At 70.6% G+C, this 26833-nt stretch carries 23 protein-coding genes; 13 read left to right on the plus strand and 10 right to left on the minus strand.

The annotated features are described in order from the left end of the window. Positions 1-2 precede the first annotated feature (2 nt). The 4 genes from secG (at position 3) to pgi (ending at position 3891) form a co-directional block, all read left to right on the plus strand. The gene (gene secG, locus ACIA8X_RS19045; protein ID WP_016826779.1) at positions 3-233 is read left to right on the plus strand and encodes a preprotein translocase subunit SecG; all 231 of its coding nucleotides are present in this window, start codon (positions 3-5) and stop codon (positions 231-233) included. Between the two features lie 201 nt (positions 234-434). Then, on the plus strand, positions 435-770 hold the full coding sequence (locus ACIA8X_RS19050) for an RNA polymerase-binding protein RbpA (RefSeq protein WP_003976875.1): 336 nt from the start codon (positions 435-437) through the stop codon (positions 768-770). 126 nt (positions 771-896) lie between these two features. Further along, complete coding sequence (locus tag ACIA8X_RS19055) at positions 897-2183, plus strand: MFS transporter (protein WP_393442798.1); 1287 nt, start codon at positions 897-899, stop codon at positions 2181-2183. A gap of 52 nt (positions 2184-2235) precedes the next feature. Beyond that, positions 2236-3891, plus strand: coding sequence for a glucose-6-phosphate isomerase (pgi, locus tag ACIA8X_RS19060; RefSeq protein WP_393442800.1), 1656 nt, complete (start codon positions 2236-2238; stop codon positions 3889-3891). Positions 3892-3955: 64 nt separating this feature from the next. Here the strand turns inward: pgi and ACIA8X_RS19065 are convergent, their stop codons facing one another. The 3 genes from ACIA8X_RS19065 to ACIA8X_RS19075 are packed head-to-tail and all read right to left on the minus strand — an operon-like array spanning position 3956 to position 7635. Further along, positions 3956-6298 carry an ABC transporter permease gene (locus ACIA8X_RS19065; protein ID WP_393442802.1) on the minus strand — a complete coding sequence of 781 codons (2343 nt, stop codon included), beginning with the start codon at positions 6296-6298 and terminating at the stop codon, positions 3956-3958. Between the two features lie 51 nt (positions 6299-6349). Further along, positions 6350-7123 carry an ABC transporter ATP-binding protein gene (locus tag ACIA8X_RS19070; RefSeq protein ID WP_393442804.1) on the minus strand — a complete coding sequence of 258 codons (774 nt, stop codon included), beginning with the start codon at positions 7121-7123 and terminating at the stop codon, positions 6350-6352. Continuing rightward, positions 7120-7635 (minus strand): PadR family transcriptional regulator, encoded by a 516-nt coding sequence (locus ACIA8X_RS19075; protein ID WP_093907191.1) that lies wholly within the window; start codon positions 7633-7635, stop codon positions 7120-7122. The genes ACIA8X_RS19070 and ACIA8X_RS19075 overlap by 4 nt, the downstream gene beginning before the upstream one ends. Positions 7636-7759: 124 nt before the next feature. Here ACIA8X_RS19075 and ACIA8X_RS19080 point away from each other — a divergent pair, with 124 nt between their 5' ends. From ACIA8X_RS19080 to ACIA8X_RS19100, 5 genes are all read left to right on the plus strand, one after another. Beyond that, on the plus strand, positions 7760-9037 hold the full coding sequence (locus tag ACIA8X_RS19080; RefSeq protein WP_393442806.1) for an ABC transporter substrate-binding protein: 1278 nt from the start codon (positions 7760-7762) through the stop codon (positions 9035-9037). 135 nt (positions 9038-9172) lie between these two features. Continuing rightward, on the plus strand, positions 9173-10816 hold the full coding sequence (locus ACIA8X_RS19085; RefSeq protein WP_393442808.1) for a glycoside hydrolase family 13 protein: 1644 nt from the start codon (positions 9173-9175) through the stop codon (positions 10814-10816). A 38-nt stretch (positions 10817-10854) separates the two neighbouring features. Then, positions 10855-12186: an ABC transporter substrate-binding protein gene (locus ACIA8X_RS19090; RefSeq protein ID WP_393443261.1), complete on the plus strand. Its 1332-nt coding sequence runs from the start codon at positions 10855-10857 to the stop codon at positions 12184-12186. Between the two features lie 6 nt (positions 12187-12192). Further along, on the plus strand, positions 12193-13557 hold the full coding sequence (locus ACIA8X_RS19095) for an ABC transporter permease subunit (protein ID WP_393442810.1): 1365 nt from the start codon (positions 12193-12195) through the stop codon (positions 13555-13557). After that, positions 13554-14393: a carbohydrate ABC transporter permease gene (locus ACIA8X_RS19100; protein WP_393442812.1), complete on the plus strand. Its 840-nt coding sequence runs from the start codon at positions 13554-13556 to the stop codon at positions 14391-14393. Before ACIA8X_RS19095 ends, ACIA8X_RS19100 begins: the two co-directional genes overlap by 4 nt. A gap of 216 nt (positions 14394-14609) precedes the next feature. On the opposite strand, the gene pgl is transcribed toward ACIA8X_RS19100, so the two are convergent. The 5 genes from pgl to tkt are packed head-to-tail and all read right to left on the minus strand — an operon-like array spanning position 14610 to position 21374. Next, a complete protein-coding gene (gene pgl, locus ACIA8X_RS19105; RefSeq protein ID WP_393442814.1) occupies positions 14610-15392 on the minus strand; it encodes a 6-phosphogluconolactonase in 783 nt (260 codons plus the stop codon). Then, complete coding sequence (opcA, locus tag ACIA8X_RS19110) at positions 15389-16594, minus strand: glucose-6-phosphate dehydrogenase assembly protein OpcA (protein ID WP_393442816.1); 1206 nt, start codon at positions 16592-16594, stop codon at positions 15389-15391. The genes pgl and opcA overlap by 4 nt, the downstream gene beginning before the upstream one ends. Further along, positions 16591-18129 (minus strand): glucose-6-phosphate dehydrogenase, encoded by a 1539-nt coding sequence (gene zwf / locus ACIA8X_RS19115; protein WP_393442818.1) that lies wholly within the window; start codon positions 18127-18129, stop codon positions 16591-16593. Before zwf ends, opcA begins: the two co-directional genes overlap by 4 nt. 4 nt (positions 18130-18133) lie before the next feature. Next, a complete protein-coding gene (tal, locus tag ACIA8X_RS19120) occupies positions 18134-19252 on the minus strand; it encodes a transaldolase (RefSeq protein WP_393442820.1) in 1119 nt (372 codons plus the stop codon). Positions 19253-19286: 34 nt separating this feature from the next. Next, a complete protein-coding gene (tkt, locus tag ACIA8X_RS19125) occupies positions 19287-21374 on the minus strand; it encodes a transketolase (protein WP_393442822.1) in 2088 nt (695 codons plus the stop codon). Positions 21375-21738: 364 nt separating this feature from the next. Between tkt and ACIA8X_RS19130 the strand changes: the two genes are divergently transcribed. From ACIA8X_RS19130 to ACIA8X_RS19145, 4 genes are all read left to right on the plus strand, one after another. Next, on the plus strand, positions 21739-22707 hold the full coding sequence (locus tag ACIA8X_RS19130; RefSeq protein WP_393442824.1) for a heme o synthase: 969 nt from the start codon (positions 21739-21741) through the stop codon (positions 22705-22707). A gap of 58 nt (positions 22708-22765) precedes the next feature. Then, complete coding sequence (locus ACIA8X_RS19135; RefSeq protein WP_393442826.1) at positions 22766-23056, plus strand: hypothetical protein; 291 nt, start codon at positions 22766-22768, stop codon at positions 23054-23056. A gap of 84 nt (positions 23057-23140) precedes the next feature. Further along, positions 23141-24247, plus strand: a complete 1107-nt coding sequence (locus ACIA8X_RS19140) for an amidohydrolase family protein (protein WP_393442828.1) — start codon at positions 23141-23143, stop codon at positions 24245-24247. Between the two features lie 18 nt (positions 24248-24265). Then, complete coding sequence (locus tag ACIA8X_RS19145; protein WP_399458705.1) at positions 24266-25006, plus strand: nucleotidyltransferase domain-containing protein; 741 nt, start codon at positions 24266-24268, stop codon at positions 25004-25006. A 1-nt stretch (position 25007) separates the two neighbouring features. Here ACIA8X_RS19145 and ACIA8X_RS19150 read toward each other — a convergent pair whose 3' ends face one another. Both ACIA8X_RS19150 and ACIA8X_RS19155 read right to left on the minus strand, forming a co-directional pair. Then, a complete protein-coding gene (locus ACIA8X_RS19150; protein ID WP_393443263.1) occupies positions 25008-26000 on the minus strand; it encodes a heme A synthase in 993 nt (330 codons plus the stop codon). A gap of 95 nt (positions 26001-26095) precedes the next feature. Next, on the minus strand, positions 26096-26812 hold the full coding sequence (locus ACIA8X_RS19155) for an ABC transporter permease (RefSeq protein WP_393443265.1): 717 nt from the start codon (positions 26810-26812) through the stop codon (positions 26096-26098). Between the last annotated feature and the right edge of the window lie 21 nt (positions 26813-26833).

Here is a 26833-nt window from a genome sequence, read left to right on the forward strand (position 1 = left end):
TTCTGGGGTTCTCCATCGCCCTGATCGTCTTCAGCCTGCTGCTGATGCTGCTGGTGCTGATGCACAAGGGGAAGGGCGGCGGTCTCTCCGACATGTTCGGTGGCGGCATGCAGTCGTCCGTCGGCGGCTCCTCGGTCGCCGAGCGCAACCTCGACCGCATCACCGTGGTGGTCGGTCTGCTGTGGTTCGCGTGCATTGTCGTGCTCGGCATCATGATGAAGGTCAACAACTGACCGGCACACACAATCCGTACGTATGGCCCCATGTTCGGTACGCGCAGCTCAGCGCGGCCTATCATGGGGCTTGCGTCTTGGTGTAGGGGCTATGTAACTCCAATCACTGGACGCGCGTTGGGCCTTACGTAGACTGAGGCGCTCGCAGCGAAGCGAAACGCCGACTCGCTTTGCGGCACCATCACGCAGGGAGTTACGACCGTGGCAAGTGGCAACGCGATCCGAGGAAGCCGGGTCGGGGCGGGGCCGATGGGCGAGGCCGAGCGGGGCGAGTCCGCGCCCCGGCTGCGCATCTCCTTCTGGTGCTCCAACGGGCATGAGACGCAGCCCAGCTTCGCCAGCGACGCGCAGGTCCCCGAAACCTGGGACTGCCCGCGCTGCGGCTTTCCCGCCGGGCAGGACCGGGACAACCCGCCGGACCCGCCGCGCACCGAGCCCTACAAGACGCACCTGGCGTATGTACGGGAACGGCGCAGCGACGCCGACGGCGAGGCGATCCTCGCCGAGGCACTCGCCAAACTGCGGGGCGAGATCTAGGAATTGAGGACCGGCCGGGTACCTACGGGCGCCTGGCCGGACCCGTTTGACGCACCGGCGCCGAGCCGCTCGCGGACCGATTGTCAGTGGTGCCCTCTACGGTTTGTGTATCGATCTTCTGCATCGATGGACCGAGGGGGAGTTGTGACGACGGCTGGAACGGCGGGGGTGTGTGCGCCCGCGTGGCGCGGGGGGTTCGGACGGCTGTGGAGCGCCTCCGTGCTCTCCAGCTTCGGTGATTCCCTGCGTACGGCCGCCCTGCCGCTCCTTGCCGTGACGCTGACGGACCAGCCGCTGCTGATCGCCGCGGTCACCGCCTGTGGCTATCTGCCGTGGATCGTGTTCGGGCTGCTCGGCGGCGCCGTCGCCGACCGGGTGGACCAGCGGCGCGCGATGTGGACGGTGGATGCGTTACGCGCCCTGCTGGTCGGCGCGTTCGCGGTGGCCGTTGCGCTCGGGCACGCCTCGATCGGCCTGCTCATCGCGCTGGCCTTCACCCTGACCGCGCTCCAGATACTGTTCGACAACGCCGCCACCTCCCTGCTCCCCGTCCTGGTGGACCGCGACGCCCTCGGCAGTGCGAACGCCCGCCTGATGACCGGCCAGCGCGTCGCCGGCGGGCTGGTGGGCGGGCCGGTCGTGCCGCTGCTGCTGGTGGCGGGAGTCGCCGTTCCGTTCGCGGCCGACGCCGTCACCTACCTGGTGGCGGCCGCGCTGGTGGCCTCGCTGCCGATCGAGGCGCCCCAGCGCAAGCCGGCCCCGGCGGGAAGCACCCTGCGCCGGGAGATCGCGGAAGGCCTGCGCACCCTGTGGCGCGACCGGGCCCTGCGGGGGCTGTGCGCCGCCACTGCCCTGTGCAACATCGGCATGGGCGCCCAGCTCGCCACCCTGGTCGTCCTGGTGACCGGGTGGCTGGACGCCGGTCCTGTGGGATACGCGGCGGCCGGCGCCGCGTTCACCGTCGGGGGTCTGGCCGGGGGAGTGCTGAACGGCCGGATCGTGAAGCGGCTGGGCGCGATCCGGGCCGTGCTGCTCGCCGGTGCGGTGCAGACCGCGGCCCTCGTCGTCATGGGCACCGTGCGCAGCCTGGCCGTGCTGGTGGCCGCCCTGGTCGTCTTCGGGCTCATGGGCATGGTGTGGAACGTCAACACGGCGACGCTCATGCAGCAGCGCAGCCCCGCCGAACTGCTGGGTCGGGTGGCCTCGGCCTTCCGGACCCTGGCCTTCGCCGGGGTGCCGCTCGGCGCCCTGCTGGGCGGTGCCGTCGCCACCGCCTGGGGCCTCAACACCCCGCCCCTGCTCACAGCCGTCTTCTTCGTGCTCGCCCTCACCGCGCTGATACCTGTGCGCAAGCCGGACGTACTTGTTGTTGCGCCGGACGACGACGCCATGACGGGTCACGCCTCGCGCTGATCAATTAGGTTGGAACAGCTGGGACAGGCACGAAAGAAGGCTGAAGTCGGACATGAACGCAGACAGCCGTACGAGGCTCAACCGGACGCCCGAGTGGACCGCGCTGGCCAAGCACCGCGAGGAGCTGGGCGAGGTGGGGCTGCGGGAGCTGTTCGCCGCCGACCCGGGCCGGGGCGCGGGGTACACGCTGCAGGTCGGCGACCTGCACATCGACTACTCAAAGCACCTGGTCACCGACGAGACGCTGCGGCTGCTGCGCGAGCTGGCCGTCGCCACGGACGTGTTCGGGCTGCGGGACGCCATGTTCCGCGGCGAGAAGATCAACACCACCGAGGACCGCGCCGTGCTGCACACCGCGCTGCGCGCGTCGCGTGACGCGGTGATCGAGGTCGACGGGGAGAACGTCGTGCCGGGAGTGCACGCCGTACTCGACAAGATGGCCGACTTCGCCGAGCGAGTCCGCTCCGGCGCCTGGACCGGCCACACGGGCAAGCGCATCAGGAACATCGTCAACGTCGGTATCGGCGGCTCCGACCTCGGCCCGGCGATGGCGTACGAGGTGCTGCGCAGCTACACGGACCGCGACCTCACCGTCCGCTTCGTGTCGAACGTCGACGGCGCCGACCTGCACGAGGCGACCCGTGACCTGGACGCCGCCGAGACGCTGTTCGTCATCGCGTCCAAGACCTTCACCACGATCGAGACGATCAGCAATGCCAAGTCCGCGCGCAACTGGCTGCTGGGTGAGCTGAAGGCGGGGCCGGAGGCCGTCGCCAGGCACTTCGTGGCGCTGTCGACGAACGGCGAGAAGGTCGCCGACTTCGGTATCGACACGGCGAACATGTTCGAGTTCTGGGACTGGGTCGGTGGGCGCTACTCCTACGACTCGGCCATCGGGCTGTCGTTGATGATCGCCATCGGGCCCGACCGGTTCCGGGAGATGCTCGACGGCTTCCGGATCGTCGACGAGCACTTCCGCACCGCGCCCGCCGAGGACAACGTGCCGCTGCTGCTGGGCCTGTTGGGCATCTGGTACGGCAACTTCCACGACGCCCAGTCGCATGCGGTACTGCCGTACAGCCACTACCTGTCGAAGTTCACGGCGTATCTCCAGCAGCTGGACATGGAGTCCAACGGCAAGTATGTCGGCCGGGACGGGCGCGAGGTCGACTGGCAGACCGGGCCGATCGTGTGGGGCACCCCGGGCACCAACGGGCAGCACGCGTACTACCAGTTGATCCACCAGGGCACCAAGCTGATCCCGGCGGACTTCATCGGCTTCGCCGAGCCGGTCGCCGAGATGAGCGATGAACTCAAGGCGCAGCACGACCTGTTGATGGCGAACTTCTTCGCCCAGACGCAGGCGCTGGCGTTCGGTAAGACGCCTGAGGAGGTGCGTGCCGAGGGGGTGCCGGAGGAGCTGGTGACCCACAAGACGTTTCTGGGCAACCACCCGACGACCACGATCCTCGCCCGTGAGCTGACCCCGTCGGTGCTCGGGCAGTTGATCGCGCTGTACGAGCACAAGGTGTTCGTGCAGGGCGCGGTGTGGAACATCGACTCCTTCGACCAGTGGGGCGTCGAGCTCGGCAAGGTCCTCGCCAAGCGGGTCGAGCCCGCACTGACCGAGGGCGCTCAGGTGCCGGGGTTGGACGAGTCGACTCAGGCGCTCGTCGCCAAGTACCGGGAGTTGCGCGGCCGGCAGTGACCGGGACGGGGAAAGCGGGCGGCACCCCGTCGTCCGCCTCCCGTGGACTGCGTCCGCCCGCCGCTCAGGCAACCGCGCTCAGTGTGTCCGCGAGGCGGTGGCGGGACGCGCGGTGGGCGGGGACGGTGGCGAGCGCGGCCGCTCCGGTGACCGCCGCGGCGCCGAAGAGCAGGAGGAGAGCGGCGGACGGGCCCTGGGCGATCCCGGCGCCGATGCCGCTCGATCTGCCCTGGGCGTCGATCAGCCAGTGCGCGAGGGGTGTGCCCAGGGCCGTGCTGAGGACGACGGCGGCCAGGGCGGTGCAGGTCGTGGAGGTGACGGTGATCGCGGTGATCTGGCGTGGGGAGAGGCCGATGGCCTTGAGGGCCAGCAGGTCGCGTTCGCTTTCGCGGACGGTGCCGCCGATCGCCGTCAGCAGTTCGATGAGGCCGATGAGGGCCAGGATGGCGATCAGGCCGACGACCACGCCGCGCAGGGGGGAGAGACCGTCGGCGGGATTCGGGGCGGCGTGGATGTCCAGGCGTCCGTGGCCGGTGGTGGCCAGGCGCTCGGCGACCTGCTGAGGATCGGCGCCGGGGCGGAGCCGGAGTTCGTAGAGGGTGGGGCCCAGGTTCGGGTCGTTCTCGCGGAGCGTGTCGAGGGAGGTGGAGATGACCCGGCCGGCGTTCTCCGGCTCGATGCCGCGGCCGACGATGTGCAGGATCTGCGGCTGGTCGCCGACGGTCATGCGGACCCAGTCGCCGACCTGCACGTCCAGCAGGTCGAGGAGTCCCTGCCCGGCCACCGCCTCGTCGCGGCCCTGCGGTGCGCGGCCCTCGGCCAGGGCGTACGGGTAGGGGTCCTGGTGGGTGCCGAGGCCGCGCAGCGCGATGGTGGCCGTCTGGCCCGGGACCAGGGCGGCCACCTCGACGCCCGGGTAGGCGGCGGCGACCTGTGGATCGCGTTCCAGCAGTGCGCGGGCGTCCGGGTCGGCGAGGCCGGAGTCGGCGCGGGCGGTGAGGGCGGTGGGCAGGCCGATCTGGTCGGGCCTGCTGTCGAAGCGCTCGATGGTGGTCCACGCGCTCATCGCCACGACGATCAGCAGCAGGGGCAGCGCGAGCCGGGCGACCGTGGCCAGCGACCGCAGGCGGCGCGTGAAGGCCCGGTGCCAACCCAGCACCAGCGCTGGCGGCAGCCGCAGCCCCAGCGCCTGCCGGGCCGCACCGGATAGCCGCCCGCCGAGCGGAGCCGCGGGCCGTGGCACCGGAACCGGGGGCACCCGCCCCGCGCGCCATGCCGCGAGCCCCGTGGTCGCGGCGATGAACAGCACCGCGCCCACCGGCACCACGAACAGCGCCACGGTGTGCCCGGGCAGCCCCTGCCACACCCCGACCGCGTCCCCGAGCCGCCCCGGGATCCGGCTGCCCAGGGCCTGGATGAGGGACGCCGCGGCCACGGCACCCAGGAGCGCGTAGGCGAGGTGCTGGAGCAGGAAGACGCGGACCACCTGACCTGGGGTGAAGCCGATCGCCTTCAGTACCGAGATGTCCCGCAGATGGCCGCGGATACGGGTGCCGATCGCGCCGTGAACGGCGAGCCCGGCCGCGACCAGCGCGCCCAGCCCGAACAGCCCCAGCACCTGCCCGAGCAGCCGGTTGTCGCCCTGGGCCTCGGAGCGGGCCTGTTGCCAGGTGGAGACCTCGCCGACCGCGCCCGCGCCCAGTACGGTCACAGCGCGCTGGACGGCGTAGTCCGTGTCGTCGGGGTCCGTCAGGCGCAGCCCGATCACCTGGCCGCCCGGGTCGGGCACGGCGGACGGCTGCGCCCAGACGAGCCCTGGCTGCTCGCCCGCCCGGTAGCGCGGCTCGGCGCTGTCGGCGATGCCGAGGACGGTCAGGGTCCGGGTCGGGCCGGTGCCGACACCGCTGTCGTTACTGGTGCCCGTCCCGCTGTCGGTGCCGGTCTCGCTGCCGGGCAGCGTGAGGGTGTCGCCGGGTGTCGCCAGGAGGGCTCGGGCCAGGCGGCTCTCCAGGACGACGCCGTCGGGGTTCGCGGGGTCCAGCCAGCGGCCGGAGGTGAGGAGCGGGCGGTCGACGGCGGGGCGTTCGGGAGTGCCGCGCAGTTCGACGGAGGCCCGGGTGCCGCGGGCGGCGAGGACGGTGTCGGCGGTGGGGTAGGGGCCCGCGACCGACTCGACGCCGTCGAGCTCGGCCAGCTTCCCGGTGTCGGCCGAGGAGCCGGTGTGCAGCCACACATGTGCGCCGTGCGCCTGGGTGAAGACGCGCTGCCAGGGGTTGGTGGCGTAGCCGAAGAGCGCCGTGGCCAGCAACAGCGACACCACGATCCCGGCCGTGGCCAGGACGAGGAACAGCGCCTCGCCGCGGTGCGTGCGCAGATCGGAGTGCGCCCAGCGCAGGGTGGCTCGCATGGGCCTCAGCCCCTCGGCCCGGACACGGGACAGTGGTCGTACATCCGCATGTCAGTCCCTGAGCTCCAGCACACCCGAGATCCCGGCCCGGCGTGGCGGCGTGCCGCCGTCCAGTTCGGCGTCGTCGGCTATCCGGCCGTCGAAGAAGCTGATCACCCGGTCCGCGGCGCTCGCCAGACGGGCGTCATGGGTGACGAGCACGATCGTCTGACCGCGCTGGTGGAAGCGGGACAGCAGCCGCATCACCTCACGCGTGCCCTTGCTGTCCAGGCTGCCCGCGGGCTCGTCGGCCAGCAGCAGCGGGGGACGGTTGACCAGGGCCCGGGCCAGCGCGACCCGCTGCTGCTCGCCGCCGGACAGTTCGCCCGGCATGCTCCGCTCCTTGCCCGCGAGCCCCAGCTCGGCCAGCAGTTCCGTCCGCTCGGCGCGGGCCCGCTTCGGCGGGACGCCGGCCAGCAGCGCGGGGAGTTCGACGTTGTCGGCGACGGAGAGGTCGGAGACCAGGTTGAAGAACTGGAAGACGATCCCGATGCGCTTCCTTCGCTCCACCGCCCAGCGGGCCTCGCGCCACGCGTCCGCGCACTCGCCGTCCAGCCAGATGCTGCCGCTGTCCGGCCGCTGCAATCCGCCGAGCAGATGCAGCAAAGTCGACTTACCGGCACCGGACGGACCGGTGACGGCCACGAACTCGCCCCGCCGGACGGAAAGATCGACACCCCGCACGGCATGTGCCGGGACGCCCTCGCCGTAATGCGTCTTGACCAGGCTCTCGGCCCGCAGCACAGGGCTCTCGGCGGGCAGCACAGGAGTGGAATCGTCGCTCACTCCAACTCCTCCAGCTCTTCCTGGCACCGCTCAAGCCAGTCGAGGTCGGCCTGCAGATGCAGCATCGCGCCCTCTATCAGCAGGTGGGCGATGCGGTTGTCCCGGTCTTCGGCGGCGGCCAGTTTCGACAGTTGACGCATGGTGTTCAGGTACTGGCGCCGCTGTCTGTTGATGAGGGCGACCTGGTCGGCGAGGCCGCTCTGCGGGGCGAGCGCCAGCTTCATGAAGAACTCGTCCCGCACCCGCGGCTCGTCCTCGGGCTCCTCGAACCAGGCGCGCAGCGCCTCACGCCCGGCGTCGGTGAGGTGGTAGACCTTTTTGTTGGGCCGGCTGGACTGCTCGACATCCTCGCCCTCGATCAGCCCTTGCTTCTCGAGGCGGCCGAGGGTCACATAGATCTGGCCGACATTCGGCTGAGGGTACGCGGAGCCCAGCGTCTGCTCAAGGTCCTGCTTCAGCTCGTAGCCGTGCGCCGGTCCGCGTGCCAGCAGGGCCAGGAGGGGCAGACGCACTCGTGCTCTCCTCCTAGCATCTGGGTAATGTGCCGCGAGGCCTAGTATCGCGCATACCTAACAGGTATACATGGCCTCTGACCCAGGGCGAAGACGACCGGGGCCGGTGTGCAAGGAGGAACCTATGCGGTGGATCCATGCCGCCGGTAGGGGCCTTCTCGTTCTGGTCGTGGTCATGACGGGATACGTCACCGCCGGCGTCCACGCCGACGAGGGTGCCGGAAGCGGCCGAGGACCCCTGACCCTCGCCACCGCCGGTGACCTCACCGGCTATCTGGGCCCCCTTCTGGAGGGCTGGAACCGTACCCACCCCGACGAGAAGGTCACCCTCGTCGAGCTGCCGGACTCCGCCGACGAGACCCGCGCGCAGATGATCACCGACCTGCGCGACGCCGGCGACGGTGGCGGGCGCTTCGACATGCTCAACATCGACGTCAGCTGGACCTCGGAGTTCGCGGCGCACGGCTGGATCCGCCCGCTGGCGCGTGATCGCTTCCCGCTGGACACCTTCCTGCCGCCGGTCGTGGACACGGCGACCTACGACGACCGGCTGTACGCGGTCCCGTACGTCACCAACGCCGGCCTTCTGCTGTACCGCAAGGACATCCTCGCCAAGGAGGGCGTCGACCCACCCCGCACCTGGGCCGAACTCGAACGGGCCGCGAAGACCGTCGCGCCCAAGTACGGGCTCGACGGCTACGCGGGGCAGTTCCTGCCGTACGAGGGCCTCACCGTCAACGCCGCCGAGGCGGTCTACTCGGCGGGCGGCTCGATCCTCGGCGACGAGGGTGAGCGCGTCACCGTCAACTCGACGGCGGCCCGCGAAGGCATCGACTTCCTCTCCCGTGGCGTACGCGAGGGCTGGATCCCGAAGCGGGCGCTCACCTACAAGGAGGAGGAGTCCAAGCAGGCCTTCCAGGACGGGCGCCTGCTGTTCCTCCGCAATTGGCCGTACGCCTATGTCGTCGCGTCGGCCAAGGGCTCGCCGGTCGCCGGGAAGATCGGCGCCGTACCGCTGCCGGGGCCGGACGGGCCCGGGACCAGTGTCCTGGGCGGCTCCAACCTCGCCGTCAGCACACACGCCCGGCACCCCGACTCGGCCACCCGTCTGATCGCGTACCTGACCAGTGAGCGCGTCCAGCGCCAGGTCCTCGAGCGCGGGGCGCTGCCGCCCGTACGGGCCGACCTCTACGAAGATCCCGAGCTGGTGCGGGAGTTCCCGTATCTGCCGACCTTGCGCGAGAGCGTGCTCACGGCCGCGCCGCGCCCCAAGAGCCCGCGCTACGACCAGGTGAGCCTGGTGGTGCAGGCGGTCGTGCGCGACGCGATGACCGGGCGGGAGACGCCCGAGGCGGCTGTGCGGCGGCTGGCGCGGGAGCTGGCGGCCGTCTCCAGTCGCTAGTTACTTGTTAAGTAACGGCGAAGTCTCATCTGTCGTGTGAGTGCCCCTAAAAGTCCGTATTTGGCGCCGTGACTCGCCAGTAGCGTCTGTTCCTTTCATTGACATCCCCGCGACACGCCTACCTAACATGCATACATGTTGAGTAAGTACCACTGGTGGCGCGACGCGGTGATCTACCAGGTGTATGTCCGCAGCTTCCTGGACAGCACCGGAGACGGCATCGGCGATCTGGCCGGGGTCCGCGCCGGACTGCCGTACCTGAAGAAGCTCGGCGTCGACGGCATCTGGCTGAGCCCGTTCTATCCCTCGCCGCAGCACGACCACGGCTACGACGTCGCCGACTACTGCGACGTGGACCGGCTCTTCGGCGACCTCGCCGAGTTCGACCTGCTGGTCGCGGCGGCCCGGCGGCTCGGCATCAAGGTGCTGCTCGACATCGTCCCCAACCACTGCTCCAGCGAGCACGTGTGGTTCGAGGAGGCGCTGAACGCCGAACCCGGCAGCGCGGCCCGCGCCCGCTTCCACTTCGCCGACGGCCGTGGCGTCGAGGGCGACGAGCCGCCCAACAACTGGCACTCCATGTTCGGGGGCCCGGCCTGGAGCCGGGTGACCGAGGCGGACGGGCGGCCCGGCCAGTGGTACCTGCACATGTTCGCGCCCGAGCAGCCCGACTGGAACTGGCGCAACCCCGAGATCGGCGCCGAGTTCGACCGGATCCTGCGCTTCTGGCTGGACCGGGGCATCGACGGCTTCCGTATCGACGTCGCCGCAGGCCTCTACAAGCACCCTGAGCTGCCCGACTCGGACGACCCGGAGGCCGACGCCCGCACCCGCGACTCGGTCAACCCGCTCGCCTGGAACCAGCCCGAGGTGCACCGGGTGTGGCGCCAGTGGCGTTCCATATGCGAGGAGTACACCGCCCGCGACGGCCGCGAGCGCCTCCTCGTCGGCGAGGTGTCCGTCCCGACGGCCCGCGAGCACGCCCTGTACGTCCGCTCCGACGAACTCCACCAGGCCTTCTTCTTCGACCTGCTCAGCGCCCCCTGGGAGGCCGACGCCTTCCGCAAGGTCATCTCCGAGGCCATGCAGGACATAGCCGGCACGGGCTCGACGGTCACCTGGGTCCTCAACAACCACGACCAGGTCCGCACCGTCACCCGCTACGGCGAACCCGCCACCGAGGGCAGCGGCCTCGGCGCCGCCCGCGCCCGCGCCGCCGCACTGCTCATGCTGGCGCTGCCCGGTGCCGCGTACATCTACCAGGGCGAGGAGCTGGGCCTGCCCGAGGTCGTCGACCTGCCCGACGACGTGCTCACCGACCCGATCTTCCGCCGCACCGGCAGCCGGGCCCGTATCCGCGACGGCTGCCGGGTGCCGCTGCCGTGGTCGGGACAGGCGTCGCCGTTCGGCTTCACCTCCGGCGCGGAGAGCGCCAAGCCGTGGCTGCCGCAGCCGGAGTACTTCGCCGAGTACGCCACCGACCGCGCCCTCTCCGACACCCGCTCCTTCTGGCACCTGTACCGCGACGGTCTCCAACTGCGCGCCGCACTGCCCCAGTTGGGCGAGGGCACGCTGCGCTGGCTGGACAGCCCGCCCGGCGTCCTGGCCTTCGTGCGCGGCGACGGCCTCGTCTGCGCCGTCAACTTCGGTACGGCGCCCACCCCCGCGCCGGTCTCCGGCACCCCGCTGCTGTCGAGCGGCCCCTGCCCGGCCGGGGTGCTGCCCGGCTCCACGGCGGCCTGGTGGATGAGCGACGGGACCGAGTCGCCGGCCCTCTGAACCCCCTCAGTTTCCCCATCCCCGAAGGGACATCAATGATGATGCGACGACGCACCACCCTGCTCACCGGCTGTACCGCCCTCGTCCTGGCACTCGGCGCGACCGCCTGTGGCGGCGGGCCGGTCTCCGCGGGCGGCGGCGACAAGGCGCTCAGCGGTCAGACGATCACCGTGGCCGGTGTCTGGACCGGCACCGAGCAGAAGAACTTCCAGAAGGTGCTGGACGCGTTCACCGAGAAGACCGGCGCCAAGACCCAGTTCGTGTCCACCGGGGACAACGTCTCCACCGTCGTCGGCAGCAAGATCGAGGGCGGCAACGCCCCCGACGTGGTGATGGTCCCGCAGGTCGGTGTCCTGAAGCAGTTCGCGCAGAACGACTGGCTGAAGCCGCTGTCCAGCACGGCCCAGAAGTCCGTGGACGCGGGCTTCGCACCCGTGTGGAAGGACTACGGCAGCGTCGACGGCTCCCTCTACGGCCTCTACTTCAAGGCCGCCCACAAGTCGACCGTCTGGTACAGCCCCGACGCCCTCGCCCAGGCGGGCGTCGAGCCGCCGAAGTCGTACGACGACATGCTGAAGGCCGGACAGACCGTCTCCGACTCGGGCCTGGCCGCCTTCTCCGTCGCCGGACAGGACGGCTGGACGCTCACCGACTGGTTCGAGAACGTCTACCTCTCCCAGGCGGGACCCGAGAAGTACGACGCCCTCGCCGCGCACAAGCTGAAGTGGACCGACGCCTCGGTGGTCGACGCGCTCACCACCCTCGGCAAGCTGTTCAAGGACAAGCAGCTGATCGCGGGCGGTCAGAAGGGGGCCCTGAACACCGACTTCCCGGGCTCTGTGGAGAAGGTGTTCGGGCCGAAGCCCGAGGCGGGGATGGTCTACGAGGGCGACTTCGTCGCGGGCGTCGCCAAGGACCAGTTCGGGAAGTCGATCGGCGAGGACGCGAACTTCTTCCCGTTCCCGGCGGTCGGCGGTGGCAAGGCGCCGGTGGTCAGCGGTGGTGACGCGGCCGTCGTCCTGAAGGACGGCAAGAACCAGAAGGCCGGCATGGCGCTGCTGGAGTACCTCGCCACCCCGGAGGCCGCGGCGGTGTGGGCGGAGGCGGGCGGCTTCCTGTCCCCGAACAAGAACGTCGACCTCGCCTCGTACGGCGACGACGTCACCCGCGCGACCGCCAAGTCCCTTGTCGCGGCGGGCGATTCGGTCCGCTTCGACATGTCCGACCAGGCCCCGGCGGCCTTCGGCGGCACCAAGGGCGCGGGCGAGTGGAAGCTCCTCCAGGACTTCCTGCGCGACCCGTCGGACCCGAAGGGGACCGCGGCGAAGCTGGAGGCCGCGGCGGCCAAGGCGTACGAGAGCCAGGGCTGACCTGACATGACCGCCACTCTCGTGAAAGAGGCGAGCCGGGGGGCCGCCGCGGGCACGGGCAAGGAACGCGCCCGGCGCTCGCGGCGGCGCGGCCGGATCATCGCCCTGCTCTTCGTCTTTCCCGCGCTGCTCCTGCTGGGCGCCCTGGTCGTCTACCCGGTCCTGTTCTCCATCGGACGCAGCTTCTTCGACGCCTCCGGCACCCGTTTCGTGGGCGGCGAGAACTACGCCGAGATGTTCCGCGACCCGGCCACGCTCAAGGCCATCCGCAACACCACGATCTGGGTCGTCGTGGCCCCGGCCCTGCTCACCGGCCTCGGCCTGATCCTGGCCGTACTGGTGGAGAAGGTCCGCTGGGCCACCGCCTTCAAGCTGCTGCTGTTCATGCCGATGGCCGTGTCCTTCCTCGCCGCCGGCATCATCTTCCGGCTCGCCTACGACGAGGACCCCGACAAGGGCGTGCTGAACGCCGCCGTCGTCTCCGTGCACGACGCCTTCCAGGGCACGTCGACGTATCCGACCGCCCGGGCGCGCGACGGGCAGGGGCTGACGAAGGCCGCGGACGGCTCGTACCGCACGAGTGCGAGCGCGTCTCCCGGGGAGGCCGTGACGCTCGGCCTGGTCGGTGTGCTCCCGGCGGATCTTCCCGGGGACGCCCGGCCGGCGAACGCGGCTGCGGGGCAGAAGGCGGGCCCCGGTGAGCTCAGCGGTGTCGTGTACCTCGACTTCACGCCCGGTGGGGGAGGGGAGCAGGGCAAGGTCGACCGGCGGGAGAGCGGGCTGCCGGAGATGACGGTCGAGGCGGTGCGCGGCGGGGAGGCGGTCGCCTCGACGACCACGGCGGCCGACGGTTCCTTCCGCTTCGAGGGGCTGGACGACGGCTCGTACACGGTGAAACTGCCGGCGTCGAACTTCGCCGCCCCCTACGAGGGCATCTCGTGGCTCGGGCCCACGCTCGTCACGCCCGCGATCATCGGGGCGTACCTGTGGATCTGGACGGGCTTCGCGATGGTCCTGATCGGCGCGGGCCTCGCGGCCCTGCCCCGGGACGCGCTGGAGGCGGCGCGGATGGACGGCGCGAACGAGTGGCAGATCTTCCGGCGGATCACGGTGCCGCTGCTGGCGCCGGTACTGACGGTGGTCTTCGTGACCCTCGTGATCAACGTGATGAAGGTCTTCGACCTCGTCTACATCATCGCGCCCGGGCCGGTGCAGGAGGACGCGACCGTGCTCGCGACGCAGATGTGGCTGGTGTCGTTCGGCGGTGGCAACAACCAGGGGCTGGGCAGCGCGCTGGGCGTCCTGCTTCTGCTGCTGGTCATCCCGGCCATGGTCTTCAACGTCCGTCGTTTCCGAGGGAGTCAGCGATGAACGCGGTCAGGCGGGGCCTGGGCAACGGAGTCGTCCAGGCGGCTCTGGTGGTGGTCGGGCTGGTGTGGCTGACGCCGCTGGCCGGTCTGTTCCTGTCGTCCCTGCGGTCCGCCGAGGACACGGCGTCGGGCGGCTGGTGGACCGTGTTCAGCAGTCCCGGCCAGCTGTCCTTCGACAACTACTCGGCGCTGCTGGCGAACGCCGGGATCAGCCAGGCCTTCTGGAACACCGTGCTGATCTCGGTGCCGGCGACCGTGCTGGTCGTGGTCATCGCGGCGCTCGCCGGGTACGCCTTCGCATGGCTGGACTTTCCCGGGCGCGAGGCGATCTTCCTGGTCGTGGTGGCGCTGCTGGTGGTGCCCGTGCAGATCGGACTGCTCCCGGTCGCCAAACTCTTCGGCCAGCTGGGGCTGTTCGGCACGATTCCGGGTGTCGTGCTGTTCCATGTGGCGTACGGGCTGCCGTTCGCGGTGTTCCTGCTGCGCAACTACTTCGCCGAGATGCCGAAGGAGATGCTGGAGGCGGCGCGGATGGACGGGGGGAGTGAATGGCGGATCTTCACGCGGCTCGTGCTGCCGGTGGGGCGGCCCGCGATCGCCTCGCTCGCCATCTTCCAGTTCCTGTGGGTGTGGAACGACATGCTGGTGGCGCTGCTGTTCGCCGACAGTGCGTCGCAGCCGCTGACGGTTGAACTCCAGTCGCAGATACGGCAGTTCGGGAGCAACATCGATGTGCTGGCGCCGGGGGCGTTCGTGTCGCTGGTGGTGCCGGTGGTCGTGTTCTTCGCGTTCCAGCGGCACTTTGTGCAGGGGGTGATGGCGGGGTCGGTGAAGTAGGGGTTCTTCGCCCCCGCCGCCCCTACCCGTGCCGTCCTAGAAGGGGCTCCGCCCCTTCGACCCCGCTCCTCAAACGCCGGAGGGGCTGGTTTAGCCCGTCCTGCGTTTGAGGACGAGGCCCTTTCGGGGCCGATGCGGGGGTCTGGGGGCGGCAGCCCCCAGGGATGGGACGGGTAGGGGCGGCGGGGGCGAGAAACTGCCCCCGCCGCCCCCCACTCACGCCGACGCCGGCGGATACATGGACCGCGGCAACTGCGACGCCGCCGCCGAGTCCAGCAGCCACAGCGTCCTGGCGCGGCCATACGCTCCCGCCGCCGGCGCCTGGATCTCACCCGCGCCGGACAGCGCGATCGCCGCGGCCTGGGCCTTGTCCTCGCCCGCCGCGAGCAGCCACACCTCACGTGCCGCCCGAATCGCGGGCAGGGTGAGCGTGACACGGGTCGGCGGGGGCTTCGGGGCGCCGTGGACTCCGACGACCGTGCGCTGGGTCTCCCGCACCGCGGGGTGTTCCGGGAACAGGGACGCGACGTGGGTGTCGGGGCCCACGCCCAGCATCAGGACGTCGAAGGTGGGAACCGCGCCGTGGTTCTCCGGGCCGGCCGCCCTGGCCAGTTCGTCCGCGTATGAGGCGGCCGCAGCCTCCACGTCCGCGCCGAACGGGCCGTCCGACGCGGGCATGGCGTGCACCCGCTTCGGGTCCAGCGGCACCGCGTCCAGCAGGGCCTCGCGGGCCTGCGTGACGTTGCGCTCCGGGTCGCCCTCGGGGAGGAAACGCTCGTCGCCCCACCACAGGTCGAGGCGGCCCCAGTCGATGGCGTCCCGGGCGGGGGCGGCCGCCAGCGCGGCCAGCAGGCCGTTGCCGTTGCGACCGCCCGTGAGGACCACGGACGCCGAGCCCCGGGAGGCCTGGGCGTCCACGATCTTCGTGATCAGCCGGGCCGCCGCGGCCTGCGCCATCAGCTCCTTGTCGTGGTGCACGACCAGCTGCGGGGTACTCACTTCGCCGCCGCCTTCTTCACTTCCTGCGCCGTCGCTTCCTTCGCGGCTGCCTTCGCAGCGATTTCGGCGGGCGTTCCGACCGATGCTCCTTTGGCCGGTGAGGCCGGTGAGGCCGGTGAGGTTGACGAGGCCCCTGAGGCTGACGAGGCCGACGAGGCCGACGAGGCCGTTGGCTCCTCCGCCCTCGCCACAGCGGCCTCGGCCAGCGCCACCGCCTGCACCGCCTTGGCCACGGCCGCCTCGGCCGCCTCCGCGCCCCGAACCGCCGCAGCCGGCACGGAGTTCAGCCGCTCCACCCCGAACCGCAGCGCCGACGCGTACGTGTCGTCCGGGTCGAGCCGCCGCAGCTCCTCCGCGATCAGCTCGGCCGTCTCCCGCCGCTTCAGCGCCACCGCGCGGTCCGGCTGGCCCTGGATGGAGAGGGTCGCCAGGGAACCGTCCGCACGGTCGAGCACTATCGGGCCGCAGTCCGTGTCCATACGGACCGCCGTCAGACCGGGGCCCGACGACAGCGACCGCTTCACGGGGACGTCCAGCCGGTCCGCGAGCCACATCGCCAGCAGCTCACAGCTCGGGTTGAACTCCTCGCCCTCCACCTCGACGGCCTGCACATCGCAGACCACCTGGTCCAGGGCCGCCGCCAGCATCGAACGCCACGGCGTGATCCGGGTCCAGGACAGGTCGGTGTCGCCCGGCGTGTAGGCGTCGGCGCGGGACGACAGCTCCCGCACAGGCTGCTCCGAGGCGTACGTGTCCGTCACCCGGCGCTGGGCGAGGGCGCCCAGCGGGTCCTTCGCCGGGTCGAGCGGCGCGTTCACCGGCCACCAGACGACGACGGGGGCGTCCGGCAGCAGCAGCGGCAGGACCACCGACTGCGCGTGGTCGGACACCTCGCCGTACAGCCGCAGGATCACCGTCTCGCCGGAGCCCGCGTCCGCGCCCACCCGCACCTCGGCGTCCAGCCGGGACTGCGTACGGTCGCGGGGCGAGCGCGAGACGCGCTTGATGACGACGAGCGTGCGCGAGGGGTGCTCGTGCGAGGCGTCGTTCGCCGCCTTGAGGGCGTCGTACGCGTTCTCCTCGTCCGTGACGATGACCAGCGTGAGCACCATGCCGACGGCCGGCGTGCCGATGGCCCGTCGCCCCTGCACCAGCGCCTTGTTGATCTTGCTGGCCGTGGTGTCCGTGAGGTCTATCTTCATGGCCGGCGCCAGCTCCGTCCGTCTCGCTCGAGCATTTCGTCCGCCTCGACGGGGCCCCAGGTACCGGACGGGTACTGGGCGGGCCTGCCGTGCGTGTCCCAGTACTCCTCGATCGGGTCGAGGATCTTCCAGGACAGCTCGACCTCCTCGGTGCGCGGGAAGAGGTTCGAGTCGCCGAGCAGAACGTCGAGGATCAGGCGCTCGTACGCCTCGGGCGAGGACTCCGTGAAGGACTCGCCGTACGCGAAGTCCATCGACACGTCCCGGATCTCCATCGACGTGCCCGGCACCTTAGAGCCGAAGCGGACGGTGACGCCCTCGTCGGGCTGGACGCGGATCACGATCGCGTTCTGGCCCAGCTCCTCGGTGGCCGTCGTGTCGAAGGGGGAGTGCGGGGCGCGCTGGAAGACCACCGCGATCTCGGTGACCCGGCGGCCCAGCCGCTTGCCGGTGCGCAGATAGAAGGGGACGCCCGCCCAGCGGCGGTTGTCGATCCCCAGCTTGATCGCGGCGTAGGTGTCGGTCTTCGACTGGGCGTCGGTGCCCTCCTCCTGGAGGTAGCCGACCGCCTTCTCGCCGCCCTGCCAGCCGGCCGCGTACTGCGCGAACACGGTGTCCCGGCCCAGGTCCTTCGGCAGCCGTACGGCGCCCAGGACCTTGGTCTTCTCCGCCGCCAGCGCGTCCGCGTCGAAGGACGCCGGCTCCTCCATGGCCGTCAGGGCCATCAGCTGGAGGAGGTGGTTCTGGATGACGTCACGGGCGGCGCCGATGCCGTCGTAGTACCCGGCCCGGCCGCCGATGCCGATGTCCTCGGCCATGGTGATCTGCACGTGGTCCACGAAGGACCGGTTCCAGATCGGCTCGAACATCGTGTTGGCGAACCTGAGCGCCAGGATGTTCTGGACGGTCTCCTTGCCCAGGTAGTGGTCGATCCGGAAGACCTGGTCCGGGGCGAAGACCTCGTGGACGACCTTGTTGAGCTCCTCGGCCGACTTCAGGTCGTGGCCGAACGGCTTCTCGATGACCGCGCGGCGCCAGGAGCCGCTCGTCTGGTCGGCGAGGCCGTGCTTCTTCAGCTGCTGGATGACCACCGGGAACGAGCGCGGCGGCACCGACAGATAGAAGGCGAAGTTGCCGCCCGTGCCCTGTGCCTTGTCCAGCTCCTCGATGGTGCCGCGCAGCCGCTCGAAGGCATCGTCGTCGTCGAAGGTGCCCTGCACGAAGCGCATGCCCTGGATGAGCTGCTGCCAGACCTCCTCGCGGAAGGGGGTGCGGGCGTGTTCCTTGACCGCGTCGTGGACCTCCTGCGCGAAGTCCTCGTTGGCCCACTCGCGGCGGGCGAAGCCGACCAGCGAGAAGCCCGGCGGCAGCAGACCCCGGTTGGCGAGGTCGTACACCGCGGGCATCAGCTTTTTACGTGACAAATCGCCCGTAACGCCGAAGATCACCAGGCCCGACGGCCCCGCGATACGCGGGAGCCGTCGGTCGGCGGCGTCACGAAGCGGGTTCGCTTCAGTGACGTTGAAGGGTGGCAAGGGATCAGCCCTCCGAGGGGGCGAGGCGCTCGAGTTCCGCCTCGGTCGACTTGAGCAGGTCGTTCCAGGACGCCTCGAACTTCTCGACGCCCTCGTCCTCCAGCAGCTGCACCACGTCGTCGTACGAGATCCCGAGCCGCTCGACCGCGTCCAGGTCGGCACGGGCCTGCTCGTAGGTGCCGGCGATGGTGTTGCCGGTGATCTCGCCCTTCTCCTCCGTGGCCTCGAGGGTGGCCTCGGGCATGGTGTTGACCGTGTTCGGCGCCACCAGGTCGTCGACGTACAGGGTCGGCTTGTAGGCCGGGTCCTTCACGCCGGTCGAGGCCCACAGCGGACGCTGCTTGTTGGCGCTCGCGTTCTCCAGCACGCTCCAGCGGTCCGAGGAGAAGACCTCCTCGTACGCCTGATAGGCGAGGCGCGCGTTGGCCACGCCCGCCTTGCCGCGCGCGGCCTTGGCCTCGTCGGTGCCGAGGGCGTCGATGCGCTTGTCGATCTCGGTGTCCACGCGGGACACGAAGAAGGACGCCACGGAGCGGATGAGCGACAGGTCGAGCCCGCGCTCCTTCGCCTTCTCCAGGCCCGCGAGGTAGGCGTTCATGACCTCGCGGTAGCGCTCCAGCGAGAAGATCAGCGTGACATTGACGCTGATGCCGAGGCCGATGACCTCGGTGATCGCCGGCAGGCCCGCCTTGGTGGCCGGGATCTTGATCAGGGTGTTGGGACGGTCGACCAGCCAGGCCAGCTGCTTGGCCTCGGCGACCGTCGCCGTGGTGTTGTGGGCCAGGCGCGGGTCGACCTCGATCGACACGCGGCCGTCCTGGCCGCCGGTGGCGTCGAAGACCGGGCGCAGGATGTCGGCGGCGTCCCGGACGTCCGCCGTGGTGATCATGCGGATCGCCTCTTCGACGGTGACCTTGCGGGCGGCGAGATCGGCGAGCTGCTGCTCGTAGCCGTCACCGCCGCTGATCGCCTTCTGGAAGATCGACGGGTTGGTGGTGACACCGACGACGTGCTGCTGGTCGATCAGCTCGGCGAGGTTGCCGGACGTGATGCGCTGGCGCGACAGGTCGTCCAGCCAGATCGCGACGCCCTCCTCGGAGAGGCGCTTGAGTGCGTCTGTCATGGAAAATCAAACTCCTACGTCTCGTATATGAGCGTCAGCGCTGGGCCGCGGCGAGGGATTCCCGCGCGACGGCAGCCACGTTCTCGGCAGTGAAGCCGTACTCGCGGAAAAGGACCTTGCCGTCGGCGGAAGCGCCGAAGTGCTCCAGGGAAACGATGCGACCCGCGTCCCCGACGTACTTGTGCCAGGTCAGACCGATACCGGCCTCGACGGCGACCCGCGCCTTGACGGCCGGCGGAAGGACGCTGTCCCGGTACCCCTGGTCCTGCTCCTCGAACCACTCCACCGACGGCATCGACACGACCCGCGTCGGCACACCGGAAGCCTGGAGCTGCTCGCGCGCCTCCACGGCGACGTGCACCTCGGAACCGGTCGCGATGAGGACGACCTCCGGCTCGCCACCCTCGGCCTCGAACAGGACGTAACCACCACGTGCGGCGTCGTCGTTGGCCTCGTACGTCGGCACACCCTGACGGGTCAGCGCGAGCCCGTGCGGGGCGCCCTTGCCGAACTCCTTGGTGTAGCGCCCCAGGATCTCGCGCCAGGCGATCGCGGTCTCGTTGGCGTCCGCCGGGCGGACGACGTTCAGACCGGGGATGGCGCGCAGGGACGCGAGGTGCTCGATCGGCTGGTGGGTGGGGCCGTCCTCACCCAGACCGATCGAGTCGTGCGTCCACACGTACGTCACCGGCAGGTGCATCAGCGCCGACAGGCGGACGGCGTTGCGCATGTAGTCGGAGAAGACGAGGAACGTACCGCCGTAGATACGGGTGTTGCCGTGCAGCGCGATGCCGTTCATCTCCGCGGCCATGGAGTGCTCGCGGATGCCGAAGTGGATCGTGCGGCCGTACGGGTTCGCCTCCGGCAGCGGGTTGTCCGCCGGGAGGAACGACGACGTCTTGTCGATCGTCGTGTTGTTGGAGCCGGCCAGGTCGGCCGAACCGCCCCACAGCTCGGGGATCACGGCACCCAGCGCCTGGAGCACCTTGCCGGAGGCGGCACGCGTGGCGACGCCCTTGCCGGGCTCGAAGACCGGGATCTTCTCCGCCCAGCCGGTGGGCAGCTCGCCCGCGGCGATGCGGTCGAACTCGGCGGCGCGCTCCGGGTTGTTGTCACGCCACAGCTGGAAGGACTTCTCCCACTCCGCCTTCGCGTCGGCGCCCCGCTCCAGTGCCTTGCGGGTGTGGGTGATGACCGCGTCCGTGACCTCGAAGGACTGCTCCGGGTCGAAGCCGAGGACGCGCTTGGTGGCCGCGACCTCGTCGTCGCCGAGCGCCGAGCCGTGGGCGGCCTCGGTGTTCTGCGCGTTCGGGGCGGGCCAGGCGATGATCGAGCGCATCGCGATGAAGGACGGCTTGTCCGTCACCTGCTTCGCGGCCTCGATCGCGTTGTAGATGGCGTGCGGGTCGAGGTCGCCGTCCGGCTTCGGGGCGATGCGCTGGACGTGCCAGCCGTACGCCTCGTACCGCTTGACGACGTCCTCGGAGACCGCGGTCTCGGTGTCGCCCTCGATCGAGATGTGGTTGTCGTCCCACAGCAGCACGAGGTTGCCGAGCTTCTGGTGGCCGGCCAGCGAGGACGCCTCGGCGGAGATGCCCTCCTGGAGGCAGCCGTCACCGGCGATGGCGAAGACGAAGTGGTCGAAGGGGGAGGTGCCCTCGGCGGCCTCCGGGTCGAACAGACCGCGCTCGTAGCGGGCGGCCATCGCCATGCCGACCGCGTTGGCGACACCCTGGCCGAGCGGGCCGGTCGTCGTCTCGACGCCCGTGGTGTGGCCGTACTCCGGGTGACCGGGGGTCTTCGAACCCCACGTCCGGAACGCCTTCAGGTCGTCCAGCTCCAGGCCGAAGCCGGCCAGGTACAGCTGGGTGTAGAGGGTCAGGGACGAGTGGCCGGCGGACAGCACGAAGCGGTCGCGACCGACCCACTCGGCGTCCGCGGGGTCGTGCCGCATCACCTTCTGGAAGAGGGTGTAGGCGGCGGGGGCCAGGCTCATCGCCGTACCCGGATGGCCGTTTCCGACCTTCTGTACGGCGTCGGCGGCCAGGACGCGGGCGGTGTCGACAGCCCGCTGGTCCAGCTCGGTCCACTCGAGGTCTGTGGTGGTCGGCTTGGTGCTCACCCTGGGTCAGGGCTCCTCTCCACATGTCGGTTGCCGGTGTCACGGGCACACACCCCCACCGGCTGCCGGCGTACTCGGCGTCGGCCGGCCGTTGTCGAGCCTACCCCCGGAAGTACGTGCGTTTTTTCGAGTCATTCCAGACTGCCGGGCGTCGCCGGGATGTGCCTCCCGACTAGGTCGTTCCGCGTTCGGCAAGTGAATACGCAGGCGCTCATCCGGGTGCTCAATCGAGCCGTGACGCGCCCGTCGGACCACCCCCTTCAACACGACCCCACCCCCGCGAATGTCCGGGTCTGGGCAACGTCTACAGTGGCGTGGTACGCGCGAGCCTTTACCGGTACTTCACACGGGGAGGCTTGCTGGGATGTCTCTGTCAGGGGTGTGCGTGACGGCCGTTGAATCCCGTCCAGCGGGGATTATCGGGACGAGCCAGAGCCCGAGCCGGCGGCCGATCGGGGCCCGGGTCAAGGCGTTCGTGGCGCTGACCAAGCCGCGGATCATCGAGCTGCTGCTGATCACCACCGTTCCGGTGATGTTCCTCGCCGAGCAGGGCGTGCCCGACCTCGGTCTGGTGCTGCTCACCTGCGTCGGCGGCTACCTCTCGGCAGGCGGCGCCAACGCGCTGAACATGTACATCGACCGCGACATCGACGCGCTCATGGACCGCACCTCGCAGCGCCCGCTGGTCACCGGGATGGTCAGCCCGCGCGAGTGCCTGGCCTTCGGCATCACGCTGGCGGTCGTCTCGACGCTGCTGTTCGGCCTCACCGTCAACTGGCTGAGCGCCTGGCTCTCGCTCGGAGCGCTCCTCTTCTACGTCGTCGTCTACACGATGATCCTCAAGCGGCGTACCTCGCAGAACATCGTGTGGGGCGGCATCGCGGGCTGCATGCCGGTGCTGATCGGCTGGACGGCCGTCACGAACTCCCTCACCTGGGCGCCGCTCATCCTCTTCCTGGTCATCTTCTTCTGGACGCCGCCGCACTACTGGCCGCTGTCCATGAAGGTGAAGGACGACTACGCGCGCGTGGGCGTGCCCATGCTCCCCGTCATCGCCTCGAACAAGGTCGTCGCGAAGCAGATCGTCATCTACAGCTGGGTGATGGTCGCGGTGTCCCTTCTGTTGACGCCGCTCGGCTACACCGGTTGGTTCTACACCGCGGTCGCGCTGGCCGCGGGCGGCTGGTGGCTGTGGGAGGCGCACGCGCTGCAGAACCGCGCGAAGGCCGAGGTGACGGGCGGGAAGCTGAAGGAGATGCGCCTGTTCCACTGGTCGATCACCTATGTGTCGCTGCTGTTCGTGGCGGTGGCGGTGGACCCCTTCCTGCGCTGACGTACGTCACAGGGCCCTGCTCTCGCCAGTCGGCCTACCCGTGAGTAGCATCCTGGTCATGGCAGACAAGGTGGCCAAGCTGGCCAAGCAGATCAACACCTTCGCGAAGTCCCATGGCGGCGCCGAGGCCCAGGTGGCCTACATCGGCGAGCGAGGCGCCCGGATCGTGCTCGTCGGCGAGGACGGCGGCTGGGGCGACCTGGTGGCACCGTCGTACGAGATCGCCGAGCAGGCGGTGGAGAAGGCCGGGGTCACGCGCCACGAGTCCTTCGACGGCGAGTTCGCGGCAAAGGTGACGACGGGCCCGTACGAGTGGAAGCGGATGGCCGGCATCCAGATCGGCGGCTGAACAGCCCACCCCTTTCGCAACACCTAGTCACCGGTTCACCCGTTAGGACGTGTAGCAAGCGCAGTCCATCGACGGGGAGTCCGGATGTTCGACACGCCATCCCTCGTGGACCAGTACTGCCACGGCGTACTGCGCACGGAACTGGGCCTCGGCACCTTCGAGGCCCAGTTGGCCCGCACAGAAGGCCCACCGGCCCCCGGCACCACGCTCTTCGACACCCAGACGGGTTTCGCCGTACGCCGCTGGTGCCCCCCGCTGCTCGGCCTCGAACCGCACTGCCCACCCGCCCGCTACCTGGCCAGGCGCCGTGAACTCGGCGTACTGGAAGCGGGCCGGCGTCTACTGCGCGGCAGTGGCATCACGACGTATCTGATCGACACCGGCCTGCCCGGCGACCTCACCGGCCCCACCGAACTGGCCTCCGCCGCCTCCGCCGAGACCCACGAGATCGTGCGCCTGGAACTGCTCGCCGAACAGGTCGCCGACACCTCCGGCACCGTCGAGTCCTTCCTCGCCAACCTCGCCGAATCGGTGCACGGTGCGGCGGCCGGCGCCGTGGCCTTCACCTCCGTCGCCGGAGTACGGCACGGACTCGCGCTCGCGCCCGAGCCGCCGGGGCCGGGAGAGGTGCGGGGCGCGGCGGGCCGCTGGCTGGCGGGGCGCAGGGTAGGCGGGGAGCTGACCGACCCGGTGCTGCTACGGCACCTGCTGTGGATCGCGGTGGCGTCGGGACTGCCGCTCCAACTGCACGCGGGGCTCGGGGAGCCGGGCGTGCGCATCGACCGCACGGACCCGGCGCTGCTCACCGACTTCGTCCGCGCCACGGCCGGCCTCGGCACCGATCTGGTCCTGCTGCACGGCTACCCGTACCACCGGCACGCCGCCCACCTCGCCGGCGTCTTCCCGCACGTCTACGCCGACTCCGGCGCCGCCCTCATCCGCACGGGCGCCCGCGCGGCCACGATCCTCGCCGAGATCCTGGAGCTGGCCCCCTTCGGCAAGATCCTCTTCTCCAGCGGGGCCCAGGGCCTGCCCGAACTGCACGTCGTGGGCGCGGGACTCTTCCGCGAGGCCCTCGGCAGGGTGCTCGGCGGCTGGGTCGCCGAGGGGGCGTGGTCGCTGGCGGACGCGCAGCGGGTGGCGGGGATGGTGGCGGCGGGCAACGCGAAGCGGGTGTACGGGCTGGGGTGAGCCGTACAGACTGGGCGGATGCCGACCACTGCCTTGATCGACCGGTTTCTCACGGAGCTCGCCCCTCTCGCGCCCGTCGCCGTGTGGGCACACGGTTCGCTGGCCGGGGGCGACTACCAGGAGGGACGCAGCGACCTCGACCTGATCGCCGTCCTGGACGGCCCGCTCACGCCCCGTACCGTCTGGCGGCTGGCGAAGCTCCACGCCCGGCTGCGGGCCGAGCCGCTCGCAGGGCAGCTGCACTGCAGCTACCTGACGCCCGACACGGCGGACGACCCCGACCGGCCTCATCTCACCTGGGCGCACCAGGAGCTGTTCAAACGGCCGGTGACGCCGGTGACCCGACGCGAGCTGCACGCCTTCGGGCTGGTGCTGCAGGGGAAGGCGCCCGGCAGGCTGCTGCCGCCGGTTTCGGACCGGGAGCTCGGCGACTTCGTCGTGCGCGACCAGCGGGACTTCTGGCGGCCGGCCGTCGACGACGCGCACCTGTGGACGCGGGACGTCTGGGTCGACCTGGGGCTGATCACCTTCGCCCGGGCGGGCATCACCCTGAGCGAGGGCCGCCTGATCTCCAAGCGGGAGGCCCTGGACCTGCTGCCCGGTCTCGGGGTGTCCGCAGAGGTGGTCGAGGACATCCGCCGGCGCCGCTACGACGACGCCGCAACGCCGCCGGACGAGGAGTGGGCGGCGCGCAGGGCCGGGCTGACGCGGGCCTACCTGGGGTCGGCGATCGACGAGCTGGTGGCGGCGTACAGCTGACTCACGCGCGCGTGCCGACCGTCGCCTCGGCCGCCGGAGCCTGGACGCCGATCTCGTCGAGCGGCCGTTCCCGCAGGGACAGCAGCACCCGCAGCACCGCGATCCAGGTCACGGCCGAGCCGAACATGTGCAGGCCGACGAGGATCTCGGGCAGGTCCGTGAAGTACTGGACGTAGCCGATGACGCCCTGGGCGAGAAGGATCAGGAACAGGTCGCGGGTGCGGTTCAGGGGGTTCTTCGGGGCGTCGACCGCCTTGAGGACGAACCACAGGGCGAACGTCAGCGTGACCACGATCCAGGCCAGCACGGCGTGCAGCTTGGTGACGTTCTCCCAGTCGACCGGCATCCGCTCGACCTCGCTGGAGTCGCCCGCGTGCGGACCCGCGCCCGTGACCACCGTGCCGACCAGGATCAGCAGCACCGAGGCCCCGACCAGGACCCACACCAGCTGCTGCACCGCCTTGCCGATCAGGGGACGCGGCGCCGTGTCACCCTCCCGGGTGCGCTGCCACATCACCGTCGCGACCGCGATGAGGGCGGACGTCGCCACGAAGTGGGCCGCGACCGTGTACGGGTTGAGGCCGACCAGGACGACGATGCCACCGAGCACCGCGTTGCTCATGACGATCCAGAACTGCGCCCAGCCCAGACGGGTCAGGCCGCGCCGGTACGGCTTGGTGGAGCGGGCCGCGATGATCGCCCAGCCGACGGCGGCGCACAGCACATAGGTGAGCATGCGGTTGCCGAACTCGATGGCGCCGTGCAGGCCCATCTCGCTGGTGGCGGTGAGCGAGTCGTCGGTGCACTTGGGCCAGGTCGGGCAGCCGAGCCCGGAACCGGTGAGGCGTACCGCACCGCCGGTGACCACAATGAACACCGACATCACGAGCGCGGCGAGGGCCGCCCGTTGGACCGTCCTCGGGGTCGGGGTCCAGCGTGCGGCGATGAAGGCGAGGGGGTTGCGCACGGCCGCTACGGCGTCGGCGCGGGTCAGCTTTGGCACGCGCCCTATCGTAGGCGGCCGCTTGTGCACGCTTTCACGAGGGTCCCCGGCCAAGGCGCCTGAGGGGCAGCGGGTGGCCCTGCGGCCTACTCCCAGCGGAAGAACTTCCCCGCCGCGGCCAGCCCCACGACCGCCCACACGGCCAGAATCCCCAGGTCGCCCCAGGGCATCCCGGCCCCGTGCTGGAGCACGTCGCGCAGTCCGTCGGAGAGCGCCGAGATGGGCAGCAGGCCGAGGACGTCCTGGGCGGCGTCCGGGAACTTGTCCAGCGGCACGATCACCCCGCCGCCCACGAGCAGCAGCAGGAAGACCAGGTTGGCGGCGGCGAGGGTGGCCTCGGCCTTGAGGGTGCCGGCCATCAGCAGCCCGAGTCCGGAGAAGGCCGCCGTGCCGAGGACGAGAAGGAGCAGCACGGCCAGGGGGCTGCCCTGCGGCGACCAGCCCAGCGCGAAGGCGATCACCGTCAGCAAGGCGATCTGCAGGACCTCGGTGACCAGCACCGACGCCGTCTTCGCGGTCATCAGGCCCCAGCGCGGCAGCGGTGAGGAGGCCAGCCGCTTCAGCACGCCGTACCGGCGCTCGAAGCCCGTGGCGATCGCCTGCCCCGTGAACGCCGTCGACATCACGGCGAGCGCGAGGATGCCGGGGGCGAGGAAGTCGACGGCCTCGCCGGCGCCCGTGTCGACGATGTCCACCGAGCCGAAGAGGACCAGCAGCAGGGTGGGGATCACGACGGTCAGGAGCAACTGCTCGCCGTTGCGGAGCAGCATCTTCGTCTCCAGCGCCGCCTGGGCCGCGATCATGCGGGGGAGGGGCGCGGCGCC

Source organism: Streptomyces sp. NPDC051738 (assembly GCF_044453205.1).
In the GTDB taxonomy this organism is placed as follows: domain Bacteria; phylum Actinomycetota; class Actinomycetes; order Streptomycetales; family Streptomycetaceae; genus Streptomyces.